This is a genomic window from Agromyces tardus (assembly GCF_003710805.1).
Classification (GTDB): domain Bacteria; phylum Actinomycetota; class Actinomycetes; order Actinomycetales; family Microbacteriaceae; genus Agromyces; species Agromyces tardus.
Genome location: NZ_RHHB01000017.1, coordinates 11,763 through 31,733, shown reverse-complemented (window position 1 = coordinate 31,733; position 19,971 = coordinate 11,763). Strand labels below are relative to the sequence as shown.

Genomic DNA, 19,971 nt, shown 5'->3' with positions numbered 1-19,971 from the left:
AGGTTCGCCGCCTGCGGCACCAGCCAGCCGGTACGCTCGCATCATGCGCCTCGGGGTTCTCGACGTCGGTTCCAACACCGTGCACCTGCTCGTGGTCGACGCGCACCCTGGGGCCCGGCCCATCCCGACGGCGTCGAACAAGTCGGTGCTGCGGCTCATGCGCTACCTCGACGACGACGGGTCGATCTCCGAGGAGGGCGTCGAGGCCATCCTCGAGGCCGTGCGCGACGCGGTCGTCGTCGCCCGCGACGAGGGCATCGAGGAGTTCCTCGCCTTCGCCACCTCCGCGATCCGCGAGGCGACGAACGGCGAGGAGGTGCTCGCGCGCATCGAGGCCGAGGCCGGCGTGCACCTCGGCGTGCTGAGCGGCGAGGAAGAGGCCCGCCTCACGTTCCTCGCGGTGCGCCGTTGGTACGGGTGGTCGGCCGGCAACATCCTGCTCTTCGACATCGGCGGCGGCTCGCTCGAGATCGCCCAGGGCGGCGACGAGTACCCCGAGGTCGCGCGCTCCCTCCCCCTCGGCGCGGGCCGATCGACGATCGCGTTCCTCCCCGACGATCCGCCCACCGACAAGCAGGTCGCGAAGCTCCGCGAACACGCGAAGAGGGTGCTCGCCAAGGCCGTCGGCGCCTTCGACGACCTTCGCAAGTACGACCACGTCGTGGGCTCGTCGAAGACGATCCGGTCGCTCGCGAAGCTCGCGGGGAGCACCGAGGAGGGAGTGGGTCCCGAGGACCGCAGCATCCTGCGACTGTCGGGACTCGACGACTGGATCCCCCGCCTCGCGCGCATCCCTGCCGACGCGCGACCCAACCTGCCCGGCATCACCGCCGACCGCACGTTCCAGATCGTCGCGGGAGCCATCGTGCTCTCCGAGACGATGCGCGCGTTCAAGGTGAAGGAGCTCGAGGTCTCGCCGTGGGCCCTGCGCGAGGGCCTCATCCTGCGCCGCCTCGACCGGCTCGTCGAAGACTGAGCCCACGGGTCAGAGGTCCCCCGCGACCGACGCCTGCTGGGGCAGATTCGGACTCGGGCGCAGGCACTGCGTCCGGCAGGTGGAAAGGAGCCGACATGGGCGAGAGGGTCACGCGCGAGGCGCTCGAAGGCTTCCTGGCGGCGTTCAACGAGCACGACCTCGATGCGATCATGGGCTACTTCGCCGACGACTGCGTCTTCTACCTGCCGAGGGGCGCGACGCCCCGCGGCGACCGGTACGTCGGCAAGGAGCAGGTGCGGGCCGGACTCGCGACGCGGTTCGAGGGCATCCCCGACGTGCACTACGGAGACGATCGCCACTGGATCTGCGATGACGGCCTCGGCGTGTCCGAGTGGACCCTGACCGGCACCCGCACATCGGGCGAGTTCATCGAGGTGCGCGGGGTCGACCTGCTCGAGTTCGACCAGCACGGCAGGATCACCCGGAAGGACTCGTTCTGGAAGATCCTCGAGTGACGCAGAGATCAACGGTGCTCCCGCTGGGATTCGAACCCAGACTGAGGCGAGTTTAAGTCGCCTGCCTCTGCCGATTGGGCTACGGGAGCGCGGCACCGGCCACGTGGGCCGGTGCCGCGTTCACACTACTTGGCGGCGACCGCCTCGGCGGGCTGCTCGGCCTGCGCGGCGGGCGCCGCGTCGGCCGGTGCCGGCTCGGCGGGCGCCTTCTTGGCCGGGGCCGCCTTGGGCTTCGCGGCGGCGCGGGCCGGCTTCGCGGCATCCGCCGTCACTGCCTTGCGAGCCGGAGCCGCAGCGACGGGCCCCGCGGGAGCGGCCTCCGCCGGGGGCTTCGGGCGCGCGGCGAAGAGCTCGAACTGCGCCCGGGGCTGCTGCAGCGCCGAGAGCGAGACGATGTCGCGGCCGAGCCAGAAGTTGTTCCACCAGCCCCAGAACACGCGGAACTTGCGCTCCCAGCTCGGCATCGCAAGGCCGTGGTACCCGCGGTGCGCGAACCAGGCGATGAGACCCTTGAGCGCGATCTTGCCGGACTGGAAGACGCCCTGGCCGATGCCGAGGCCGGCGACCGCGCCGAGGTTCTTGTGGAAGTACTGCTTGGGTTCCTCGCCGCGCAGGACGGCGACGATGTTCTTCGCGAGGAGCTTGCCCTGGCGCACGGCGTGCTGCGCGTTCGGCACGCAGTAGCCGCCGACACCGCCGCCCGAGAGGTCGGGCACCGCGGCGATGTCACCGGCGGCCCAGGCGTCGGGCACGAAGTCGTCGTCGTCGCCCACGCGCAGGTCGGCGCGCGTCTTGATGCGGCCGCGCTCCTCGACGGGGAGGTCGCTCGAGCGCACGATCGCGGGGTTCGCCATGACGCCGGCGGTCCACACGATGAGGTCGGTCTCGAAGGTCTCGCCCGTCGAGAGCTCGATGCGGCCGTCGACGGCGCTCGTGAGCTGCGTGTCGAGGTGGATCTCGGCGCCGCGCTGGGCGAGGTGCTTGATGACCCAGTGGCTGGTGGGCAGCGACACCTCGGGCATGATGCGGCCCATCGCCTCGATGAGGTGGAAGTGCGTGTCGTCGAAGCTCAACTGCGGGTAGTACTCGAGCAGCGCGCTCGCGAACGAGCGGAGCTCGGCGAACACCTCGATGCCCGCGAAGCCGCCGCCGACGACGACGAAGGTGAGCAGGCGGTCGCGCTCGGGGCCGGCCGGGAGGTTCGCGGCCTTGTCGAAGTTGGTGAGCACGCGGTCGCGGATCGCGACGGCCTCCTCGACGGTCTTGAGGCCGATCGCGTTGTCGGCGATGCCGGGGATCGGGAAGGTGCGCGAAACGGCACCGCCCGTGACCACGACGACGTCGTACTCGAACTGCCAGGGCTCGCCGAGCTCGGGCGTGATGGTCGCGGTCTTCGACGCGTGGTCGATGTTCGTGACCTTCGCGGTGACGACGTTGGTCTTCTTCAGGTGACGGCGCAGTGCGACCACCGAGTGGCGGGGCTCGATCGAGCCGGCAGCGACCTCGGGGAGGAACGGCTGGTACGTCATGTACGGCAGCGGGTCGACGACCGTCACCTCGGCCTCGCCGGCGCGCAGCCACTTCTCGAGCTTCCACGCCGTGTAGAACCCCGCATAGCCACCGCCGACGATCAGAATCTTGGGCACGGTGAATGGACTCCTCGTTCTCTGGTACTCGCGATCACTGCGATCTTCGACTCGCAGCGCGCCTGGTATGCCGAGTGGCGCCGATGCCCAACAGCGCTGCTAGCGTACCAAATCCGGCGACCAGCGAGAGCGGCACCGTGATATAGGCGAGCGTCCACGGGGTCGGCAGCAGCGTCTTCGCGCTGTCGGAGCGGGGCGCGGGCGGGTCGGCGATCGGCACGATCTGCTCCTCGCCGCCGTCGGTTCCGGTGCCCGCGTCGGGCACCGCGGCGCGCCGGTGCACGCGGATCCACTCGGCGAGCGCCTCCTCCGGGTCCTGCCACTCCCCCGTGACGTCGGCCGTGAGCGCCGCGACCGGGTCGATGATGCCGTAGCCGTAGAGCGGACTCGGCACGTCCTCGCCCTTCGGGTCGGCGGTGCGCACCACGCGGTTGATGACCTCCGCGTCATCGAGGTCGGGGTAGGCCGCCCGCACGAGGGCCACGAGCCCCGACACGATGGGCGTCGCGGCGCTCGTGCCCGACCACTGCACGTACCCGCCGTCGGGAAGCACGCCCACGAGGTCCTCCGAGGGAGCCGCGACCGAGATGGTGATGCCCTGGGAGCTCGCGTCGAAGCTCGCGTTCTGGTCGCGGTCGACGCCCGCCACCGTGAGCACGCCGGGGATCGTGGCCGGAGCGCCGACCTCGCTCGTGCCCGAGCCGCGGTTGCCCGCGGCCGCGACCACGATGACGTCGTGCTGGAACGCGTACATGAACGCCTCGTCCCAGCTCTCGGGCCAGTCGCGGGTGTTGCGCGTGAGCGACATGTTGATGACGTCGGCGCCGTTGTCGACCGCCCACTTCACGGCCTCGGCGATCTGGTCGTCGTTCGACTTCTCGGAGCCCGTGTCCTGTCCGAAGGCGACGGATGCGGTGAGCAGGTCGGCCTCGGGCGCCACGCCGAGCACGCCGCTCCCCTCGCCCGTGCCGCGTCCGGCCAGCAGCGACGCCACGAGGGTGCCGTGCTCGCTCTCGTCGCCGACCGGCGTCTGCCCGTCGGGACTGCCGAGCCCCGAGACATCCGTGCCGCCGACGACCGCGCCGCGGAGCTCGGCGACGTTGCCGTTGACGCCCGTGTCGATCACCGCGACGGTCACGCCGTCGCCCTTCGAGGTGGTCCAGGCCGTCGTGAACCCGTAGTCGGTGAGCCAGTACTCGAGGTCGCGCACGGTGTCGGCGTGCGCGGGCTGCGCCCCGCCGAGGACCAGCACTGCGGTGACTGCGCCGGCGCCCAGCATGCGGGCGAGGCGTGCGCGTCGCGAGGCTCGCGGCGCGGGGCGCGTCATCCGGATGCCTCTGCTCCCGCGTCGTCGTCGACGCCGTAGTCGGGGCACTGGCACACGTTCGGCGACCACGACGAGCGCTCGAGCGCGATGTCGCCGATCGGGTTCGCGCCCGGGCCGGCCGAGAGCGCGTGCGCGGCGAGCGCGTGCAGGCACTTCACGCGCGTGGGCATGCCGCCCGCGGAGATGCCGGCGATCTCGGGCACGACGCCGAAGGACTCGCGGTCGGCGAGGTAGTCGCGGTGGGCACGGGCGTACGCCGCGGCCACCTGGGGGTCGCCTTCGAGCAGCTCGGTGCACTCGACCATGAGCTGCGCCGCCTCGAGGAACGACATCGACGCGGTGGCCACCGGGTGGGTCAGGTAGTAGAACGTGGGGAACGGGGTGCCGTCGCCCAGGCGCGGGGCGGTGGCCACCACGGTGGGCGCGCCGCACGCGCAGCGCGCCGGGATGCCGACGACGTCGCGCGCCGGGCGGCCGAGCTGGGCCGAGACGATGCGGATGTCGCGCTCGCTCACGGGGTCGAACGGCGGGCGGGTCACTGCGCTCCCTCCGTGGCGGGCGCGTCGGTGGCGGCCGGCGCGTCGGTCGCGGCCGGCGCGGCGCTCGGCGCGAGCCCCGCGGTCATCACGGAGCGGAGCAGGGTGCGCATCCAATCGCCCTTCGATTCGGTGACCTCGGCCGAGACGCCGGTCGCGGCATCCGCCTTCGCGACCGCCGAGCGATCGTCGATGACGAGGTAGCTCACCTCGCCCGGCATGACGTAGTAGAGGCGCTCGCGCGCCTGGGTGACGATGAACGTCTCGTCGTTCCAGCGCTCCCGCTCGTCCTTGAGGCGCTGGACCTCGGCCTCCTGGGCCGAGACGGCCGCCCGGATCTCGGCGATCTGCTGGCGCTGCGCCGCGTACGCGGCGATGCTCGGCGCGAGGGCGACGACGGCGAGCACGAGCACGCCCATCATGATGATCGAGAACCCCGAGAAGCGGATGCCGCCGAGCCACCCCGCCGCGATCGCCGCGATCGGCTGGCGGGCGCCCGCCTGCCTGGGCGGGCGGGACTGCCTGGGCGCACGCGCCTGCTTCGGCGTCGTGGAGGCGACGGGGCGCGAGGGACGCCGTGATGCGGTCATCGCCCCTCCTCACGCGGCCCGGGAACGACGATGGGGGCGGCCACTCGGCCACCCCCATCGCAACGCTGCGGAATGCTACGCCGTGTAGCGCGGGAACGCCGTGCGACCGGCATACACCGCGGCCTCACCGAGCTCTTCTTCGATCCTCAGAAGCTGATTGTACTTGGCCACGCGCTCGGAACGGGCGGGCGCGCCCGTCTTGATCTGGCCGCAGTCCGTCGCGACGGCGAGGTCGGCGATCGTCGTGTCCTCGGTCTCGCCGGAGCGGTGCGAGAGCACGGCGGTGTAGCCGGCGCGCTGCGCCATCTTCACCGCATCGAGCGTCTCGGTGAGCGTGCCGATCTGGTTGACCTTCACGAGGATCGAGTTGCCGGTGCGCTTCGCGATGCCGTCGGCGAGGCGCTTGGGGTTCGTGACGAAGAGGTCGTCGCCGACGAGCTGCAGCTTCGAGCCGAGCTGCTCGGTGAGCGTGGCCCAGCCGTCCCAGTCGTCCTCGGCCAGCGGGTCCTCGATCGAGATGAGCGGGTAGGCCGCAGCGAGCTCGCCGTAGTACGCGCTCATCTCGGCGGCGGTGCGGTCCTGGCCCTCGAAGCGGTAGACGCCGTTCTCGAAGAACTCGGTCGCCGCGACGTCGAGCCCGAGGGCGATGTCGGTTCCGAGCGTGAAACCGGCCTTGCCGATCGCCTCGGAGATCAGGTCGAGCGCCGCGCGGTTGTTCGCGAGGTCGGGCGCGAAGCCGCCCTCGTCGCCGAGGCCCGTCGAGAGGCCCTTCGACTTGAGGAGGCTCTTGAGCGCGTGGTACGTCTCGACGCCCCAACGGAGGCCCTCGGAGTAGGTCGGCGCGCCGATGGGCAGCACCATGAACTCCTGGATGTCGACGCCGGTGTCGGCGTGCGCACCGCCGTTGATGATGTTCATCATCGGCACGGGCAGCACGTGCGCGTTCGGTCCGCCGAGGTAGCGGAAGAGCGGGAGGTCGGCCGACTCGGCGCCGGCCTTGGCGACCGCGAGGCTCACGCCGAGGATGGCGTTCGCGCCGAGGCGGCCCTTGTTCTCGGTGCCGTCGGCCTCGATGAGGGCGGCGTCGACGAGGCGCTGGTCGGCCGCATCCAGGTCTTCGATGGCCGGGCCGAGCTCGTCGAGCACGGCGTCGACGGCCTTCTGCACGCCCTTGCCGAGGTAGCGGTCCTTGTCGCCGTCGCGCAGCTCGTACGCCTCGAAGGCGCCGGTGGAGGCACCCGAGGGGACGGCCGCACGGGCGAGGGTGCCGTCGTCGAGCAGCACCTCGACCTCGACGGTGGGGTTGCCGCGCGAGTCCAGGATCTCGCGAGCGCCGACAGCTTCGATGAATGCCACAGTGAACTCCTCTGTGATGGGGGTGTGCGTTGGACGACTCCGTCGTGGCCCGCAGGACAGTCTAGGACCCTGTATCCGAGGCCGTCTCGCGTATGTCGCGCGGGCGGTCGGACCGGGCGCCGAGGGGTCCGCGCCGGATGGCGATGGTGGTCTGGGTCGCCGGGCGGCTCGAGCCGGGCACCGGACGCCTCCAGATCCGCGGCGGCCGCCGGAGCAGTCGGTGCGCCATGCCGTCGGCGATGCGACCGAGCCCCGAGACGACGTGCCGTTGCCGCAGCATCGCGCGCCCCTGTGCGACCTTGCGCACCGCGGTGCGCCGCTGGTGTCTGCGCCAGACGGAGGCGAGGAGGGCGGCGTCCTCCCGGGAGTTGTCGGGCGAGTGGTACGCCGTCGCCCACACGCGACGGGCGGTCTGGATGTCGCGGACGCGGTTGGCGGAGGCGTTCCCGCTGTGCCGCCGGTACGCCACGAGCGCGCGGTCGACGAGCACGAGCGGCGCCTGACGCACGAGCCGGATCGTGAACTCCCAGTCCTGCCCGACGACGAACGTCGGGTCGAAGCCGCCCGTCGCCTCGAACGCCGCGCGCCGCACGAGCAGGGTGCCCATCGGCACGACGGGCGTGGCGAGGAACACCTGGTCGAGGCCCCGGTAGGGACCGGACGTCGCTCCGTCGGCGAGGCCGAGCCGTTCGCGCCCGATCATCTGGTCGCGGAATGCGCCCGGGTGCACCGGCCCGCCGTCGGAGTCGATGAACTCGGCGCGCGCGAACGCCCCGCACGCCTCGGGATGCGCCTGGAGCGCCGCGAGGAGGGACTCGAGGAGGTCGGGAGCGGCGACGTCGTCGTCGTCCATGAACAGCAGGTACTCGCTCGAGTCCGCCGCGAGCGCCGCCCCGGCGTTGCGCGCCGCCGCGACGCCCCCGTGCGTCCGCAGCACGAGCGTGAGCCTCGGGTCCGAGAGGAAGCCCTGCACCACCTCGGGCCCGTCGTCGGTCGAGGCGTCGTCGACGACGATGACCTCGAGTCGGCGGAATCCCTGCGCGAGCACGCCCTGCAGGGTCTCGGCGATGTAGCGTCCGCGATCGTGCAGCGGGATCACGACCGTGATGAGCGGGCCGGCGTCGCGCGCGTGATCGGGGGTCGCCGCGTCCGAGGTCATGCGACGAGCATGGCACGACGGACGCGGGTCACGGCACCCCGGACGACGGGGGTCAGTTCCCGAGCTCGCGGAACGCGAGCGACGAGGCATCCGTCGTGTCGGCCGTGACGTTCGCGAAGACGTCGAAGCCGTCGGCGGTCACGCGGTCGAGCAGTGCCCGCAGGTTCTTGACGCGGCGCTCGAAGCGCACGCGAGCGCCGGATGCCACGAGCTCGTGCTTGAGGCCGAGCAGCGTCGCGGGCGCGACATCCGCATCGTAGACGAGCACGACCGCGCGGGGGCGCGCGCCGTCGCGCATCTCGAGCAGGTCGACGATGCGCTCGAAGCCGATGGAGAACCCGCACGCGGGCACCTCCTGCCCGAGGAAGCGCCCGATCATGTGGTCGTACCGGCCGCCGCCGCCGAGCGAGTAGCCGAGGTCGGGGTGGGCGATCTCGAAGATCGTGCCCGTGTAGTAGCCCATCCCGCGCACGAGGGTGGGGTCGAACTCGATCGCGGCGCCGGGGAGGGCGGCGCGCAGCGCGAGCAGGTCGGCGTAGGCCGCCTGGTCGAGCCAGGCGGGCGGCGCGACGACGCCGTCGAGCAGGTGCCAGTCGGCGGCCATGAGCGCCTCGAGCTCGGCCGCGACATCCGGCACGCTTGCGCCTGAGCCGACGATGCCGTGCTCCCGCAGCTCGGCCGCGACGCCGGCGGTGCCGATCTTGTCGAGCTTGTCGATCGTGATGAGCGCGCGCTCGCGCAGCTCCTCGGGCACGCCCCACGAGGCGAGGATCGCCGAGAGGATGCGCCGGTCGTTGATGCGGATGACGCAGCCGGCGAGGCCGAGCGCGTCGAGCGTCGCGGCCGTGGCGGTGAGCAGCTCGAGCTCGGCGAGGGGTCCGGCCTCGCCGATGATGTCGATGTCGCACTGCACGAACTGGCGGTAGCGGCCCTTCTGCGGGCGCTCGGCGCGCCACACCGGCGCGATCTGGATCGCTCGGAACACGGGCGGCAGCGCGGCACGGTGGGTCGCGTAGAACCGCGCGAGCGGCACCGTGAGGTCGTAGCGCAGCCCGAGGTCGGCGAGCGAGAGGGCATCGCCGGATGCCGCGGCCCCGGCCAGGTCGTCGGCGGTCAGGCCGCGCTTCATCACCGCGAACGCGAGCTTCTCGTTGTCGCCGCCGAGGCCGGCGTGCAGCCGGTGCGAATCCTCCATCACGGGCGTCTCGATCTCGTCGAAGCCGTGTGCCGCGTAGACGCCGCGGATCACGCCGAGGGCGTGCTCGCGCCGGGCCTTCTCGGCGGGGAGGAAGTCGCGCATGCCGCGCGGAGGGGTGACGGATGCGGCCATGCCGTCCATTCTTCCAGCACACGCGAGCGGCCCATGGCGCGGGCCGCGGTTGCGGCCGCTCGCACCGGCGACGCGCCGCCCGGCAGCACCCCGCGCGACGGGGCCCCGCGCGTCGGCACCCTGCGCGTCAGCCGAACAGGTCGAGGTCGACGCCGCGTTCCGCGGCCGCCCGCGCGAGCGCCTCCGCCTCGTCGATCCCCACCGCCACGTAGACGTGCAGGCCGTCGGCGTCGTCGCGCACGAGGTACTCGTAGTCGGTCGTCACGATCTCCTCGGCTGCCTCGTCGCGGTACGACCAGCGCACCCCGACGAGGGCGATCCGGTCGGTGAGGTCGTTCGCGGTGCGGAGCTCGGGCACCGCGGAGGCGAGTCCGAGCAGCTTGTAGAGCGGGAACGACGAGGCCAGGCCTGCGGCCATGTCGGCGCGGCTCTCGAGCGCGCCGGCGAACTCGTCGGTGACGATCATGCCGGGCAGGCCCCACAGCCGGGCGATCGCCTCCGCGTCGAAGTCGCGGAGGGCGTCGGCATAGGTCGCGAAGAAGGCGGCGAGGCGTTCATCGGTGATGGCCATGCAGCCGACGGTACGCCCGCCGCGCGGCATCCGCGACCCCGCCGCGCTCAGTCCTGCGCGGCCGCAGCCTCGGCCGCGCGCACCTCGTCCTCGAGCCCGCGCACGGCGTGCCGCAACGCGCGCTCGGCGTCGAGTCCCTGCGCTCGCGCGGCCGCGACCGTCGCGAGCAGCGCGGCACCGAGCTCGGACTCGTCGGCGAACAGGTTCGCGGCCACCTCGGTCTCGGCTGCGGCATCCGATGGCTCGATCGCCCGCACGACGCCCACCTTCTCGGCCTTGCCGAGCACCTTCTGCGCGAGCGCGAGCGCGGGCATGCCGCGCGGGATGCCGTCGAGCACGCTCGTGCGGTGGGGCTTCTCGTCGGCCTTGAGGTCGTCCCAGAACGCGACGACGTCGTCGGCGCTCGAGGCCTCGCGGTCGCCGCCGAAGACATGCGGGTGCCGCGACACCATCTTGCGCGTCATGTGCGCGGCGACGTCCTGGATGTCGAAGCGCTCCCCGTCGGTGTGCGCGGCCAGGTCGGCGTGGAAGAGCACCTGGTAGAGCACGTCGCCGAGCTCCTCGATCATCTCGTCGCGGTCGCCGGACTCAATCGCGTCGATGAGCTCCCAGCTCTCCTCGACGAGGTACTGCACAAGGCTCTCGTGGGTCTGCTCGGCGTCCCACGGGCACCCGCCGGGGGCGCGCAGGAACGCGACCGTCGCGATGAGCTCGTCGAGGCGGGTGGCCGCGTCGGCGCCGGGCAGCGGCACGGCGGCCGACGGCACTGCGGCAGCGGGCGGCGCAGCAGCGGGCGGCGGCACCGCAGCCGACGGCGCCTCGGCTCCCGTTCGGATGTCGCCCACGTTCGCTCCCTCCACGGTGCCGACGAGCCCGGGTGGCCGCCGTTGCAGCAATGGTAGGCGCCCGGTGCAGGGCGCTCGCTAGGATTGACCGCGGAGAGCCGGGAAGTCTGGTCGGCCGGCGGGTGCACCGCCGACACGACCGTTGCCTCGCCCCGCCGCATGCGGAATGTCGAGACTGCCGAACTGGAGTCCCATGAACTTCCTCCGCTCCGAGCGCTGGTCCGCCGCGCTCCTCCTCACCGCCGCCGTGCTCGGCCTCCTCGTCGCGAACCTGTCGTTCGGACGGGGGCTCATCGAGGTGAAGAACGCGCACCTCGACCTGCCCTGGCTCGGCCTCGACCTCTCGGCGGGGCACTGGATCAGCGACGGGCTGCTCGCGGTCTTCTTCTTCATCGTCGCCGTCGAACTCAAGCGGGAGCTCGTGGTCGGCGAGCTCAATTCGCTCTCCAAGGCGCTCCTCCCCGCGATCGCAGCGGTGGGCGGCGTCGTCGTTCCGGCGGCGATCTTCCTCGCCTTCACGGCCGGCACCGAGACGGCAGAGGGCTGGCCGATCCCGACCGCCACCGACATCGCCTTCGCCTTGGGCGTGCTCGCGGTCTTCGGCCGTTTCATCCCCACCCGCGTGCGGGTGTTCCTGCTGGCCCTCGCGGTGCTCGACGACCTCATCGCCATCCTCATCATCGCGTTCTTCTTCACGACCGACGCCGACTTCGCGTCGCTCGGATTCGCGGCGATCGCGATCGTGCTGTTCGGCGTCGTGAGCCGCGTCCTCAAGCCGCGCTCGGCGTGGATCCTGTCGCGGCGGCCGCAATGGCCGATCACCGTCGCGCTCGTCGCGCTGTGGATCGTGGCCTGGTACTTCGTCTACCAGTCGGGCGTGCACGCCACGATCGCCGGCGTGGCCCTCGGCCTCGTCATGGCGCGGCGGCCGGGCGGGCGCGCCGCGCACGCCCTCGAGCCCGTCTCGAACGGCGTCATCCTCCCGCTCTTCGCGTTCACCGCGGCCATGGTGCCCATTCCGCAGGTGAGCCCGAGCGAGCTCGACCCGGCGTTCTGGGGCATCGCCCTCGCGCTTCCCGTCGGGAAGCTCATCGGCATCCTGCTCGCGGGCGGGCTCGGCGGGCTCGTCGTCCGTCGCAGCTCCGGTACGCCGCTCACCCTTCGCGACCTCGCAGTCGTCGGCGCCCTGGGCGGCATCGGATTCACGGTGTCGCTGCTCATGAACGAGCTGGCATTCGCCGACCTGCCGGGAGTCATCGACCAGGGCACGCTCGCCGTGCTCCTCGGATCCGGTCTGGCGATCGTCGTGTCGATCGTCGCGCTCACACTGCAGTCACGGCGATACCGGCGGCTCGGCGAGCGGCCCGGTGCCGGTGGCGCCTTCGCGCACTGAGGCGCCCCATGGACACGACACAGCACGGATCGACCGGCATCGCGAGGCTTCGGGTCTATTGGGGCGCCACGAGGCGGAACTTCCTCGGTGACGCGCCCGCCTGGTACAAGGCGACGATCGCCGCATTCCTCGTCGTCAATCCGCTCAGCCTCCTCGCCCTCGGCCCGTTCGTCACGGGGTGGTTGTTCGTCGCGGAGTTCATCTTCGCGCTCGCGATGGCGCTGAAGTGCTACCCGCTGCAGCCCGGGGGCCTGCTCGCGATCGAGGGAGTCCTGCTCGGCATGACGAGCGCCGAGAGCGTGTACCGCCAGACGGCGGAGAACTTCTCCGTCATCCTGCTGCTGATCTTCATGGTCGCGGGCATCTACTTCATGCGCGACCTGCTGCTGCTGGTGTTCACGAAGCTGCTCGTCGCGGTGCGGTCGAAGCTCCTGCTCTCGCTCACGTTCGTCGGCGCCGCCGCGCTGCTCTCGGCGTTCCTCGACGCGCTCACGGTGGTCGCCGTGATCATCGCCGTCGCGACGGGGCTGTACTCGGTGTACCACCGATTCGCGTCGGATCGCGGCATCGACGACGACCACGACCACGCCGACGACGAGCTCGTGCACGACCCGCTCACGGGCGACCTCGATCGGTTCCGGGGCTTCCTGCGCAACATGATGATGCACGCCGCCGTCGGCACGGCCATCGGCGGACTCGCCACCCTGGTCGGCGAGCCGCAGAACCTCCTCATCGGCAAGCTCCTCGGCTGGGGGTTCGGCGAGTTCTTCGTGCGGATGCTGCCCGTCTCGCTGCCCGTGCTCCTCGCGGGCGTGCTCACCACGGTCCTCCTCGAGAAGACCGGGTGGTTCGGGTACGGCGTGGAGCTGCCGGCGTCCGTGCGCGAGGTCATGGAGCGGTGGGAACGCCGGGAGTCGGCGAATCGCAGTCCGCGCCGACGGGCGAGGCTCGCCGTCCAGGCCCTGACCGGCGTGGCCCTCGTGCTCGCGCTCGCGTTCCAGCTCGCGGAGGTCGGGCTCGTCGGCCTCATGGTGATCATCGTCGTGACGGCGTTCACCGGCGTGATCGACGAGCACGCGCTCGGGCGCGCCTTCCAGGATGCGCTTCCGTTCACCGCCCTGCTGGTGACATTCTTCGTGATCGTCGCCATCATCCACGACCAGGGCCTGTTCACGCCCGTGATCGACTTCGTGCTCGCTCAGGACGGACCGCAGCAGGGCACGCTCCTGTTCGTCGCGGCGGGCGCGCTCTCCGCCATCAGCGACAACGTCTTCGTCGCGACCGTGTACATCACCGAGATCGCCGACGCCTTCGACGCAGGGACGATCACGCGCGAGCAGTTCGACTCCCTCGCGATCGTCGTGAATGCGGGCACGAACATCCCGAGCATCGCGACGCCCAACGGCCAAGCCGCGTTCCTGTTCCTCCTCACCTCCGCACTCGCGCCGCTCATCCGGCTCGGCTACGTGCGGATGCTGTGGATGGCGCTGCCGTACACGATCACGATGACGACGACGGGCCTGTTCGCCGCTGCGTTCCTGCTCTGATCGGACGGCGCGGCGGCCGCGGCATCCGCTCGCCGGTGGCTCAGGCGGTGGCGGATGCCTCGGCGGCCTCCGGCAGTGGGAAGATCGCCGTGACGAGCCGCGACACCCAGTCGATGAGGTCGGCGTCGCCCGGGAGCTCGCCGTTCACCACGGGGAACGGCACGAGGATGACGTCGTTCTGGGCGAAGTGCCGGGCGCCCGGGTACATGCGCTCGAGCCGCACGCGCCGGGAGTCGGGGATGTTCGCGGGGGCGATGCGCAGCTTCGAGCCCGTGGCGATGACGTCGGAGAGGCCCGCGCGCTGCGCGTGGCGGCGCAGCCGCGAGATCGCGATGAGGTTCACGACCGCCTCGGGCGGTTCGCCGTAGCGGTCGACGAGCTCCTCGAGCACCTGGTCGATCTGCTCGTCCCGTGCGGCGGGACCGCTCGCGGCCGAGAGCTTCTGGTAGGCCTCGAGCCGCAGGCGCTCGCTGTCGACGTACTCTTCGGGGATGTGCGCGTCGACGGGCAGCTCGAGCCGCAGCTCGGTCTGTCCTTCGGCCACGTCGCCGCGGAACGCCGACACCGCCTCGCCGATCATGCGCAGGTAGAGGTCGAAGCCGACGCCGGCGATGTGCCCGGCCTGCTCGGCGCCGAGCAGGTTGCCTGCGCCGCGGATCTCCAGGTCTTTCAGGGCCACCTGCATGCCGCTGCCGAGCTCGTTGTTCGCCGCGATGGTGTCGAGCCGGTCGTGGGCGGTCTCGGAGAGCGGCTTCAGCGGATCCCACAGGAAGTAGGCGTAGGCGCGCTCGCGACCGCGGCCCACGCGGCCGCGCAGCTGGTGCAGCTGCGAGAGCCCGTACTTGTCGGCGCGGTCGATGATGATCGTGTTCGCGTTGGTGATGTCGAGGCCGGTCTCGATGATCGTCGTCGAGACGAGCACGTCGAACTTGCGCTCCCAGAAGTCGACGACGATCTGCTCGAGCACGTGCTCGTTGAGCTGGCCGTGCGCAACGGCGATGCGCGCCTCGGGCACGAGCTCGGAGATCTGCGCGGCGACGCGGTTGATCGACGAGACGCGGTTGTGCACGAAGAAGACCTGCCCCTCGCGGAGCATTTCGCGGCGGATCGCGGCCGCCACCTGCTGGTCGGAGTAGGGGCCGACGAACGTGAGGATCGGGTGGCGGTCCTCGGGCGGCGTCGCGAGGGTCGACATCTCTCGGATGCCGGTGACCGCCATCTCGAGCGTGCGGGGGATCGGCGTGGCGCTCATCGCGAGGATGTCGACGTTGGTCTTGAGCTTCTTGAGCGCGTCCTTGTGCTCGACGCCGAACCGCTGCTCCTCGTCGATGATGAGGAGCCCGACGTCCTTGAACCGGATCTGCTCGGTGAGGATGCGGTGCGTGCCGATGACCATGTCGATCGTGCCGTCGGCGAGCCCCGCGACCGTCTCGCGCACCTCCTTGTCGGTCTGGAACCGCGAGAGCGCGCGCACGTGCACGGGGAAGCCCGCGAAGCGCTCGTTGAAGGTCTCGAGGTGCTGCCGCACGAGCAGGGTGGTGGGCACGAGCATCGCCACCTGCTTGCCGTCTTGAATGGCCTTGAACGCGGCGCGCACGGCGACCTCGGTCTTGCCGAAGCCCACGTCGCCGGCGAGCAGGCGGTCCATGGGGATGGGCCGCTCCATGTCGGCCTTGACCTCGTCGATCGTCTGCAGCTGGTCGGGCGTCTCGGCGAAGGGGAACGCCTCCTCGAGCTCGTGCTGCCACGGGGTGTCGGGGCCGAAGGCATGCCCCTTCGCCGCCATGCGGGCCGAGTAGAGCTTCACGAGCTCGACGGCGATGTCGCGCACCGCCCTGCGGGCCTTGCTCTTCGCCTGCGCCCAGTCGCTGCCGCCCATCCTCGAGAGCGACGGTGCCTCGCCGCCGACGTAGCGGCTGAGGAGGTCGAGCTGGTCCGTGGGCACGAACAGCTTGTCGCCCGGCTGCCCGCGCTTCGACGGCGCGTACTCGAGCACGAGGTACTCGCGCACGGCGGTCGGCGCCTGCGCGATGCCGGCCGTGCGGCTCGGCCCCGTGGGCCTCGAGCCCGTGGCGACCTGGCGCTGCACCATCTCGACGAACCGGCCGATGCCGTGCGTCTGGTGCACGACGTAGTCGCCGGCCTTGAGCTGCAGCGGGTCGACGACGTTGCGACGGCGGCTCGCGAGCTTCTTGCCCTGGCGCGGGTCGTAGCCCGCGGAGCGGCCGTAGAACTCGGCCTCGGAGATGAGCGCGACCTTGGCCTCGGGCACCTCGAACCCGCGCGCGGCCTCGGCCTGCACGAGGAACGCGACTCCCGGCTCGAGCGTCGCGGGCACCGCGTCGACGATGCGCGCGGCGAGGCCGTGCTCGGCGAGCACGTCGCGGGCGCGCTCGACGAGGCCGTGCCCTGCGGATGCCACGACGACGCTCCATCCCTCGGCGAGGCGTTCGGCGGCGTGCGCGATCGCGCCCTCGACGTTGCCCTGGAAGCTCGGCATCGCGTTCGCGGCGACGCGGACGTACGCGGCATCCGGGCCCGGCGCGCCTGCGACCGCTGCCGCTGCACCCCCTGCGGCGCCGCCCGCAGCCGAGACGACCTCGGCGGCGTCGCCCTGGTCGAAGCTCGAGAACGTCCACCACACACGCTGGGCGTCGGGCTCGCCGGGCGCGCTGAACAGCGCGGACTCGCGCAGGTCGCGCATCGTGAGGAAGTCGCCCGCGGCGAGGTCGATGGGCGCCTCGGCGCCCGCGGTCGCCGCGGTCCACGCCGCCGAGAGGAACTCGCGGTTGGTCTCGCCGAGGCTGACGGCGCGCGACGCGACGCGCTCGGGCGCGAGCACGGCGACGGCCGCCCCCGCGGGCAGGTAGTGGGTGACGGGAACGAGCCGTTCGAGCAGCGCCGGCGCGAGCGACTCCATGCCCTCGACGGGGATGCCCTCGGCGATGCGCTCGAGCATGCCCGACAGGCTCGGGAACTCGTGCACCATCTCGCGGGCGCGCTGGCGCACCGGCTCGGTGAGCAGCAGCTCGCGGCTCGGCGCGAGGGAGACGCGCTCGACGACCTGCGGCAGCGACCGCTGGTCGGCCACTGAGAATGCGCGCAGCTCGTCGACCTCGTCGCCGAAGAACTCGACCCGCACGGGGTGATCGGCCGTGGGCGGGAAGACGTCGAGGATGCCGCCGCGCACCGCGAACTCGCCGCGCCGCGACACCATGTCGACCCGGCTGTACGCGAGGTCGACGAGCTGCGCCGCGATCGCGGAGAGGTCGTGCCCGCGGCCTCCCTTCACGAGCTCGATGGGCGCGAGGCCCGCGAGGTTGTCGGCGAGCGGCTGCAGCGCAGAACGCACCGAGGCGACCACGACGAGCGGATGCCGCGACCCCGCCGCAGCCCAGTCGTGCATGCGCCGCAGCGCGTGCAGCCGGCGCCCGACGGTCTCGGCGCTCGGGCTCAGGCGCTCGTGCGGCAGCGTCTCCCAAGCAGGGAATTCGAGGATCTCGGCGCCGTCGAGGTACGGCGCGAGCGAGGCCCGCACCGACTCCCCCTCGCGGCTCGTCGCGGTGACGACGAAGAGGGCGGCGGGCAGGCCCGCCTCGACGCGGCGGGTGAGGAGCGCGGCGAGGAGCGGGACGTCGAGCCCCGCCGGCGCCGAGAAGTCGGCGTTGCGCCGGGCCTCTGCGAGGGCTCGGTCGATCGTGGAGGCGCGCGAAAGCGCCGCGTTCAAGCCCTGCAGGATCACCGTACGAGTCTACGCGGGGCCCCTGACAGCGGGCCCGGCGCGAGCGTGGGGCCTGCGGCATCCGTGGAGCCCTGCGTGGTCGGCGGCGCCGGATAGCATGGCCACCGACCCGACCACCCTGGAGGCATCATCGTGATCACAGCCGCAGCCGACGGATCCGCACTCGGCAACCCCGGCCCCGCCGGCTGGGCCTGGTACGTCGACGACGACTGCTGGGCCGCAGGCGGCTGGCCGCACGCCACCAACAACCAGGGCGAGCTCACGGCGGTGCTCGAGCTCTTCCGCGCGACCGCGCACCTCGACGACGAGCTGCACGTGCAGTGCGACAGCCAGTACGTGATCAACACCGTCACGAAGTGGATGGCGGGCTGGAAGCGCAAGGGCTGGCGCAAGGCCGACGGCTCGCCCGTGCTCAACCTCGAGCTCATCCAGGAGCTCGACGCCGTCATCGCCGGCCGCCGCTACCGCTTCGAGTGGGTGCGCGGCCACATCGGCCACCCGCTCAACGAAGCGGCCGACACGCGGGCGCGCGCGGTCGCCGAGGCGTTCCGCAGCCGGCTCGAGGTCCCCGTCGGTCCGGGGTGGACGCGCGACGTCCTCGTTCAGGGTGGCCTCGCGCTGCCGGATGCCGCTGCGCTCGCCGCGCCGGCAGCGGGCACCGCATCCGCCGCCTCCGCATCCGCCGCCTCCGCATCCGCCGCGCGCATCGACCGTGACGACCGCAGCCCCGCCGACGCCGCGCTCTTCGACTTCGAGGACCCGGCCGCCGAGTGGCTCACGATGACGCTCGAGCTCACCGACGGCGAGCACACCCGGCTCCTCGAGCGCGCACGCGCAGCCGGCGCGACGCCGGAGGAGTTCCTGCGCGGCCTCATCTGAGATCGGACCGCACGCGCAACCGAGGCCGCTCGCGCGGAGCGTGTCGGCCGCAGGTCTCGTGCGCCTACGCCGGCGAGTGGAACCGCTGCTGGGCGGCCACGAGGCCGTCGCTCGCGATCGCCTCGACGGCGTCCGCGGCATCCGACAGCAGGCTCGGCAGCGCCTGGCGCTCGGCGCCGGCGAAGTCCTTGAGCACGAAGTCGGCCGCGTCCTGGCGGCCCGGTGGGCGCCCGATGCCCACGCGCACGCGCGTGAAGTCGGGCGAGCCCGCGGCCTTCTGGATGTCGCGGAGGCCGTTGTGGCCGCCGTGGCCGCCACCGCGCTTCAGCCGAACGGTGTCGAAGGGGATGTCCAGTTCGTCGTGCACCACGATGAGGCGGTCGACGGGGACCGAGTAGAACTTGAGGAGCGCCGACACGGGGCCGCCCGAGGTGTTCATGTAGCTGTTGGGCTTCGCGAGGATGAGCTTCGGCCCGCCCGGTCGCAGGAAGCCCTCGGCGACGCGCGACGGCGTCTTGTGGGTCTTGAAGCTCGTGCCGAGCCGGCCGGCGAGCTCGTCGGCCACCATCTGGCCCACGTTGTGGCGGTTGCCCGCGTACTGGGCGCCGGGGTTGCCGAGGCCGACCACGAGCCAGGTGTTCTCGGCCACGGTCTCGTCCTTCCGGGGGCGCCGGAACCGGTCGAGGAATCCCATCGGCCCTCCCGAGCGCGTCGTGCGTGTACTGGATGTCGTGCGTGCGATCGCTGTTCGCGTGTGCGGATGTCGCGCGCGTGATCGCTGTCGTGCGTGTGCCGGATCGTGCGACCGAGACGGCGAAGGGCCCGCGGCCCGCATCCCGAGCGTACCCGGATGCGGCGCCGCGGGCCCTCCGCGGAACGACCTACTCGGCCGACTCCTCCGAGGGCGCCTCGGCGGGAGCCTCTGCGGCGGCCTCGGCGGCGGCGGCCTCGGCCGCCTCCTCACCGAGGTCGACCTTCTGGGGCACGTGCACGAGCACGACGAGCGTCTCGTCGTCGCTCACGAGCGTCGCGCCCTTGGGCAGCTCGACGTCCTTCGCGTGGATCTGGGTGCCCTCCTCGAGGCCCTCGACCGACACGACGATCGACTCGGGGATGTGGGTGGCCTCGACCTCGAGCAGGAGGGTCTTGGCGTCGAGGTCGGCGATGGTGCCCGAGTACGACTCGCCCTCGAGGTGCACGGGGACCTCGACCTGGACCTTCTCACCGCGGCGGATGACGATGAGGTCGAGGTGCTCGATGATCTGGTGCACGGGGTCCTTCTGCACGTCCTTGACGAGCGCGAGCTGGCTCTTGCCCGCGATCTGCAGGTCGAGCACGGCGTTCGCCTTGCGGATGAGCAGGCCGACCTGGTGGGCCGGGAGGGTGATGTGCTGGGGGTCGGTGCCGTGGCCGTAGACCACCGCGGGGATCTTGCCGGCGGCGCGGATCTTGCGCGCAGCGCCCTTGCCGAACGACTCGCGCGCGTCGGCGACGACCTTGTTGTCTTCGTCCATGGTGATGGCTCCTTGCGGGCTCTCGGCCCAGATCGGTATCTGAAATGTCAACTCGAACGCACGGCAATGGGTTGCGCTGTAGCG

General features: G+C 71.8%; 17 protein-coding genes and 1 tRNA gene. 5 read left to right on the top strand and 13 right to left on the bottom strand.

Going from position 1 to position 19,971, the window contains the following annotated elements; genetic code table 11:
* Window positions 1-43 precede the first annotated feature (43 nt).
* Window positions 44-976 (top strand): Ppx/GppA phosphatase family protein, encoded by a 933-nt coding sequence (locus EDM22_RS10295; protein WP_122936966.1) that lies wholly within the window; start codon window positions 44-46, stop codon window positions 974-976.
* A 95-nt stretch (window positions 977-1,071) separates the two neighbouring features.
* The gene (locus EDM22_RS10290) at window positions 1,072-1,452 is read left to right on the top strand and encodes a nuclear transport factor 2 family protein (protein ID WP_122936965.1); all 381 of its coding nucleotides are present in this window, start codon (window positions 1,072-1,074) and stop codon (window positions 1,450-1,452) included.
* Window positions 1,453-1,467: 15 nt separating this feature from the next.
* Here the strand turns inward: EDM22_RS10290 and EDM22_RS10285 are convergent.
* The 10 genes from EDM22_RS10285 to EDM22_RS10240 form a co-directional block, all read right to left on the bottom strand.
* Window positions 1,468-1,541 (bottom strand) — tRNA-Leu (locus tag EDM22_RS10285).
* Between the two features lie 36 nt (window positions 1,542-1,577).
* The gene (locus EDM22_RS10280; protein ID WP_122936964.1) at window positions 1,578-3,098 is read right to left on the bottom strand and encodes an NAD(P)/FAD-dependent oxidoreductase; all 1,521 of its coding nucleotides are present in this window, start codon (window positions 3,096-3,098) and stop codon (window positions 1,578-1,580) included.
* A 34-nt stretch (window positions 3,099-3,132) separates the two neighbouring features.
* A complete protein-coding gene (locus tag EDM22_RS10275) occupies window positions 3,133-4,425 on the bottom strand; it encodes a S8 family serine peptidase (RefSeq protein WP_342768516.1) in 1,293 nt (430 codons plus the stop codon).
* Window positions 4,422-4,964: a DUF501 domain-containing protein gene (locus EDM22_RS10270; protein WP_122936963.1), complete on the bottom strand. Its 543-nt coding sequence runs from the start codon at window positions 4,962-4,964 to the stop codon at window positions 4,422-4,424. Before EDM22_RS10270 ends, EDM22_RS10275 begins: the two co-directional genes overlap by 4 nt.
* Window positions 4,961-5,551 (bottom strand): FtsB family cell division protein, encoded by a 591-nt coding sequence (locus EDM22_RS10265; protein WP_122936962.1) that lies wholly within the window; start codon window positions 5,549-5,551, stop codon window positions 4,961-4,963. The genes EDM22_RS10270 and EDM22_RS10265 overlap by 4 nt, the downstream gene beginning before the upstream one ends.
* Window positions 5,552-5,626: 75 nt before the next feature.
* Window positions 5,627-6,907 (bottom strand): phosphopyruvate hydratase, encoded by a 1,281-nt coding sequence (gene eno, locus EDM22_RS10260; RefSeq protein WP_122936961.1) that lies wholly within the window; start codon window positions 6,905-6,907, stop codon window positions 5,627-5,629.
* Between the two features lie 61 nt (window positions 6,908-6,968).
* Window positions 6,969-8,066 (bottom strand): glycosyltransferase family 2 protein, encoded by a 1,098-nt coding sequence (locus EDM22_RS10255; RefSeq protein ID WP_170964083.1) that lies wholly within the window; start codon window positions 8,064-8,066, stop codon window positions 6,969-6,971.
* A 52-nt stretch (window positions 8,067-8,118) separates the two neighbouring features.
* Window positions 8,119-9,396 carry a histidine--tRNA ligase gene (gene hisS / locus EDM22_RS10250; protein WP_122936990.1) on the bottom strand — a complete coding sequence of 426 codons (1,278 nt, stop codon included), beginning with the start codon at window positions 9,394-9,396 and terminating at the stop codon, window positions 8,119-8,121.
* A gap of 127 nt (window positions 9,397-9,523) precedes the next feature.
* Window positions 9,524-9,967 carry a DUF6841 family protein gene (locus EDM22_RS10245; protein ID WP_122936959.1) on the bottom strand — a complete coding sequence of 148 codons (444 nt, stop codon included), beginning with the start codon at window positions 9,965-9,967 and terminating at the stop codon, window positions 9,524-9,526.
* A 47-nt stretch (window positions 9,968-10,014) separates the two neighbouring features.
* Window positions 10,015-10,812, bottom strand: a complete 798-nt coding sequence (locus EDM22_RS10240) for a nucleoside triphosphate pyrophosphohydrolase (protein ID WP_342768515.1) — start codon at window positions 10,810-10,812, stop codon at window positions 10,015-10,017.
* A 193-nt stretch (window positions 10,813-11,005) separates the two neighbouring features.
* Between EDM22_RS10240 and EDM22_RS10235 the strand changes: the two genes are divergently transcribed.
* Both EDM22_RS10235 and nhaB read left to right on the top strand, forming a co-directional pair.
* Entirely contained in the window at window positions 11,006-12,205 is a 1,200-nt protein-coding gene (locus EDM22_RS10235) for a Na+/H+ antiporter NhaA (RefSeq protein WP_122936958.1), read from the top strand.
* Window positions 12,206-12,213: 8 nt separating this feature from the next.
* Complete coding sequence (gene nhaB / locus EDM22_RS10230) at window positions 12,214-13,752, top strand: sodium/proton antiporter NhaB (protein ID WP_122936957.1); 1,539 nt, start codon at window positions 12,214-12,216, stop codon at window positions 13,750-13,752.
* Between the two features lie 40 nt (window positions 13,753-13,792).
* On the opposite strand, the gene mfd is transcribed toward nhaB, so the two are convergent.
* Complete coding sequence (gene mfd, locus EDM22_RS10225; protein ID WP_122936956.1) at window positions 13,793-17,494, bottom strand: transcription-repair coupling factor; 3,702 nt, start codon at window positions 17,492-17,494, stop codon at window positions 13,793-13,795.
* 132 nt (window positions 17,495-17,626) lie between these two features.
* Here mfd and EDM22_RS10220 point away from each other — a divergent pair, with 132 nt between their 5' ends.
* A complete protein-coding gene (locus EDM22_RS10220; protein ID WP_342768513.1) occupies window positions 17,627-18,373 on the top strand; it encodes an RNase H family protein in 747 nt (248 codons plus the stop codon).
* 64 nt (window positions 18,374-18,437) lie between these two features.
* On the opposite strand, the gene pth is transcribed toward EDM22_RS10220, so the two are convergent.
* Both pth and EDM22_RS10210 read right to left on the bottom strand, forming a co-directional pair.
* The gene (pth, locus tag EDM22_RS10215) at window positions 18,438-19,067 is read right to left on the bottom strand and encodes an aminoacyl-tRNA hydrolase (protein WP_122936954.1); all 630 of its coding nucleotides are present in this window, start codon (window positions 19,065-19,067) and stop codon (window positions 18,438-18,440) included.
* A gap of 187 nt (window positions 19,068-19,254) precedes the next feature.
* The gene (locus EDM22_RS10210) at window positions 19,255-19,887 is read right to left on the bottom strand and encodes a 50S ribosomal protein L25/general stress protein Ctc (RefSeq protein ID WP_122936953.1); all 633 of its coding nucleotides are present in this window, start codon (window positions 19,885-19,887) and stop codon (window positions 19,255-19,257) included.
* Window positions 19,888-19,971: the final 84 nt, after the last annotated feature.

Excerpts from the sequence above, each read along its gene's own strand:
- EDM22_RS10295 (WP_122936966.1), top strand. The coding sequence starts at position 44 with ATGCGCCTCGGGGTTCTCGACGTCGGTTCCAACACCGTGCACCTGCTC.
- EDM22_RS10210 (WP_122936953.1), bottom strand. The coding sequence starts at position 19,887 with ATGGACGAAGACAACAAGGTCGTCGCCGACGCGCGCGAGTCGTTCGGC.
- EDM22_RS10245 (WP_122936959.1), bottom strand. The coding sequence starts at position 9,967 with ATGGCCATCACCGATGAACGCCTCGCCGCCTTCTTCGCGACCTATGCC.
- pth (WP_122936954.1), bottom strand. The coding sequence starts at position 19,067 with ATGGGATTCCTCGACCGGTTCCGGCGCCCCCGGAAGGACGAGACCGTG.
- EDM22_RS10255 (WP_170964083.1), bottom strand. The coding sequence starts at position 8,066 with ATGACCTCGGACGCGGCGACCCCCGATCACGCGCGCGACGCCGGCCCG.
- EDM22_RS10265 (WP_122936962.1), bottom strand. The coding sequence starts at position 5,551 with ATGACCGCATCACGGCGTCCCTCGCGCCCCGTCGCCTCCACGACGCCG.
- EDM22_RS10290 (WP_122936965.1), top strand. The coding sequence starts at position 1,072 with ATGGGCGAGAGGGTCACGCGCGAGGCGCTCGAAGGCTTCCTGGCGGCG.
- hisS (WP_122936990.1), bottom strand. The coding sequence starts at position 9,396 with ATGGCCGCATCCGTCACCCCTCCGCGCGGCATGCGCGACTTCCTCCCC.
- EDM22_RS10235 (WP_122936958.1), top strand. The coding sequence starts at position 11,006 with ATGAACTTCCTCCGCTCCGAGCGCTGGTCCGCCGCGCTCCTCCTCACC.
- nhaB (WP_122936957.1), top strand. The coding sequence starts at position 12,214 with ATGGACACGACACAGCACGGATCGACCGGCATCGCGAGGCTTCGGGTC.
- EDM22_RS10275 (WP_342768516.1), bottom strand. The coding sequence starts at position 4,425 with ATGACGCGCCCCGCGCCGCGAGCCTCGCGACGCGCACGCCTCGCCCGC.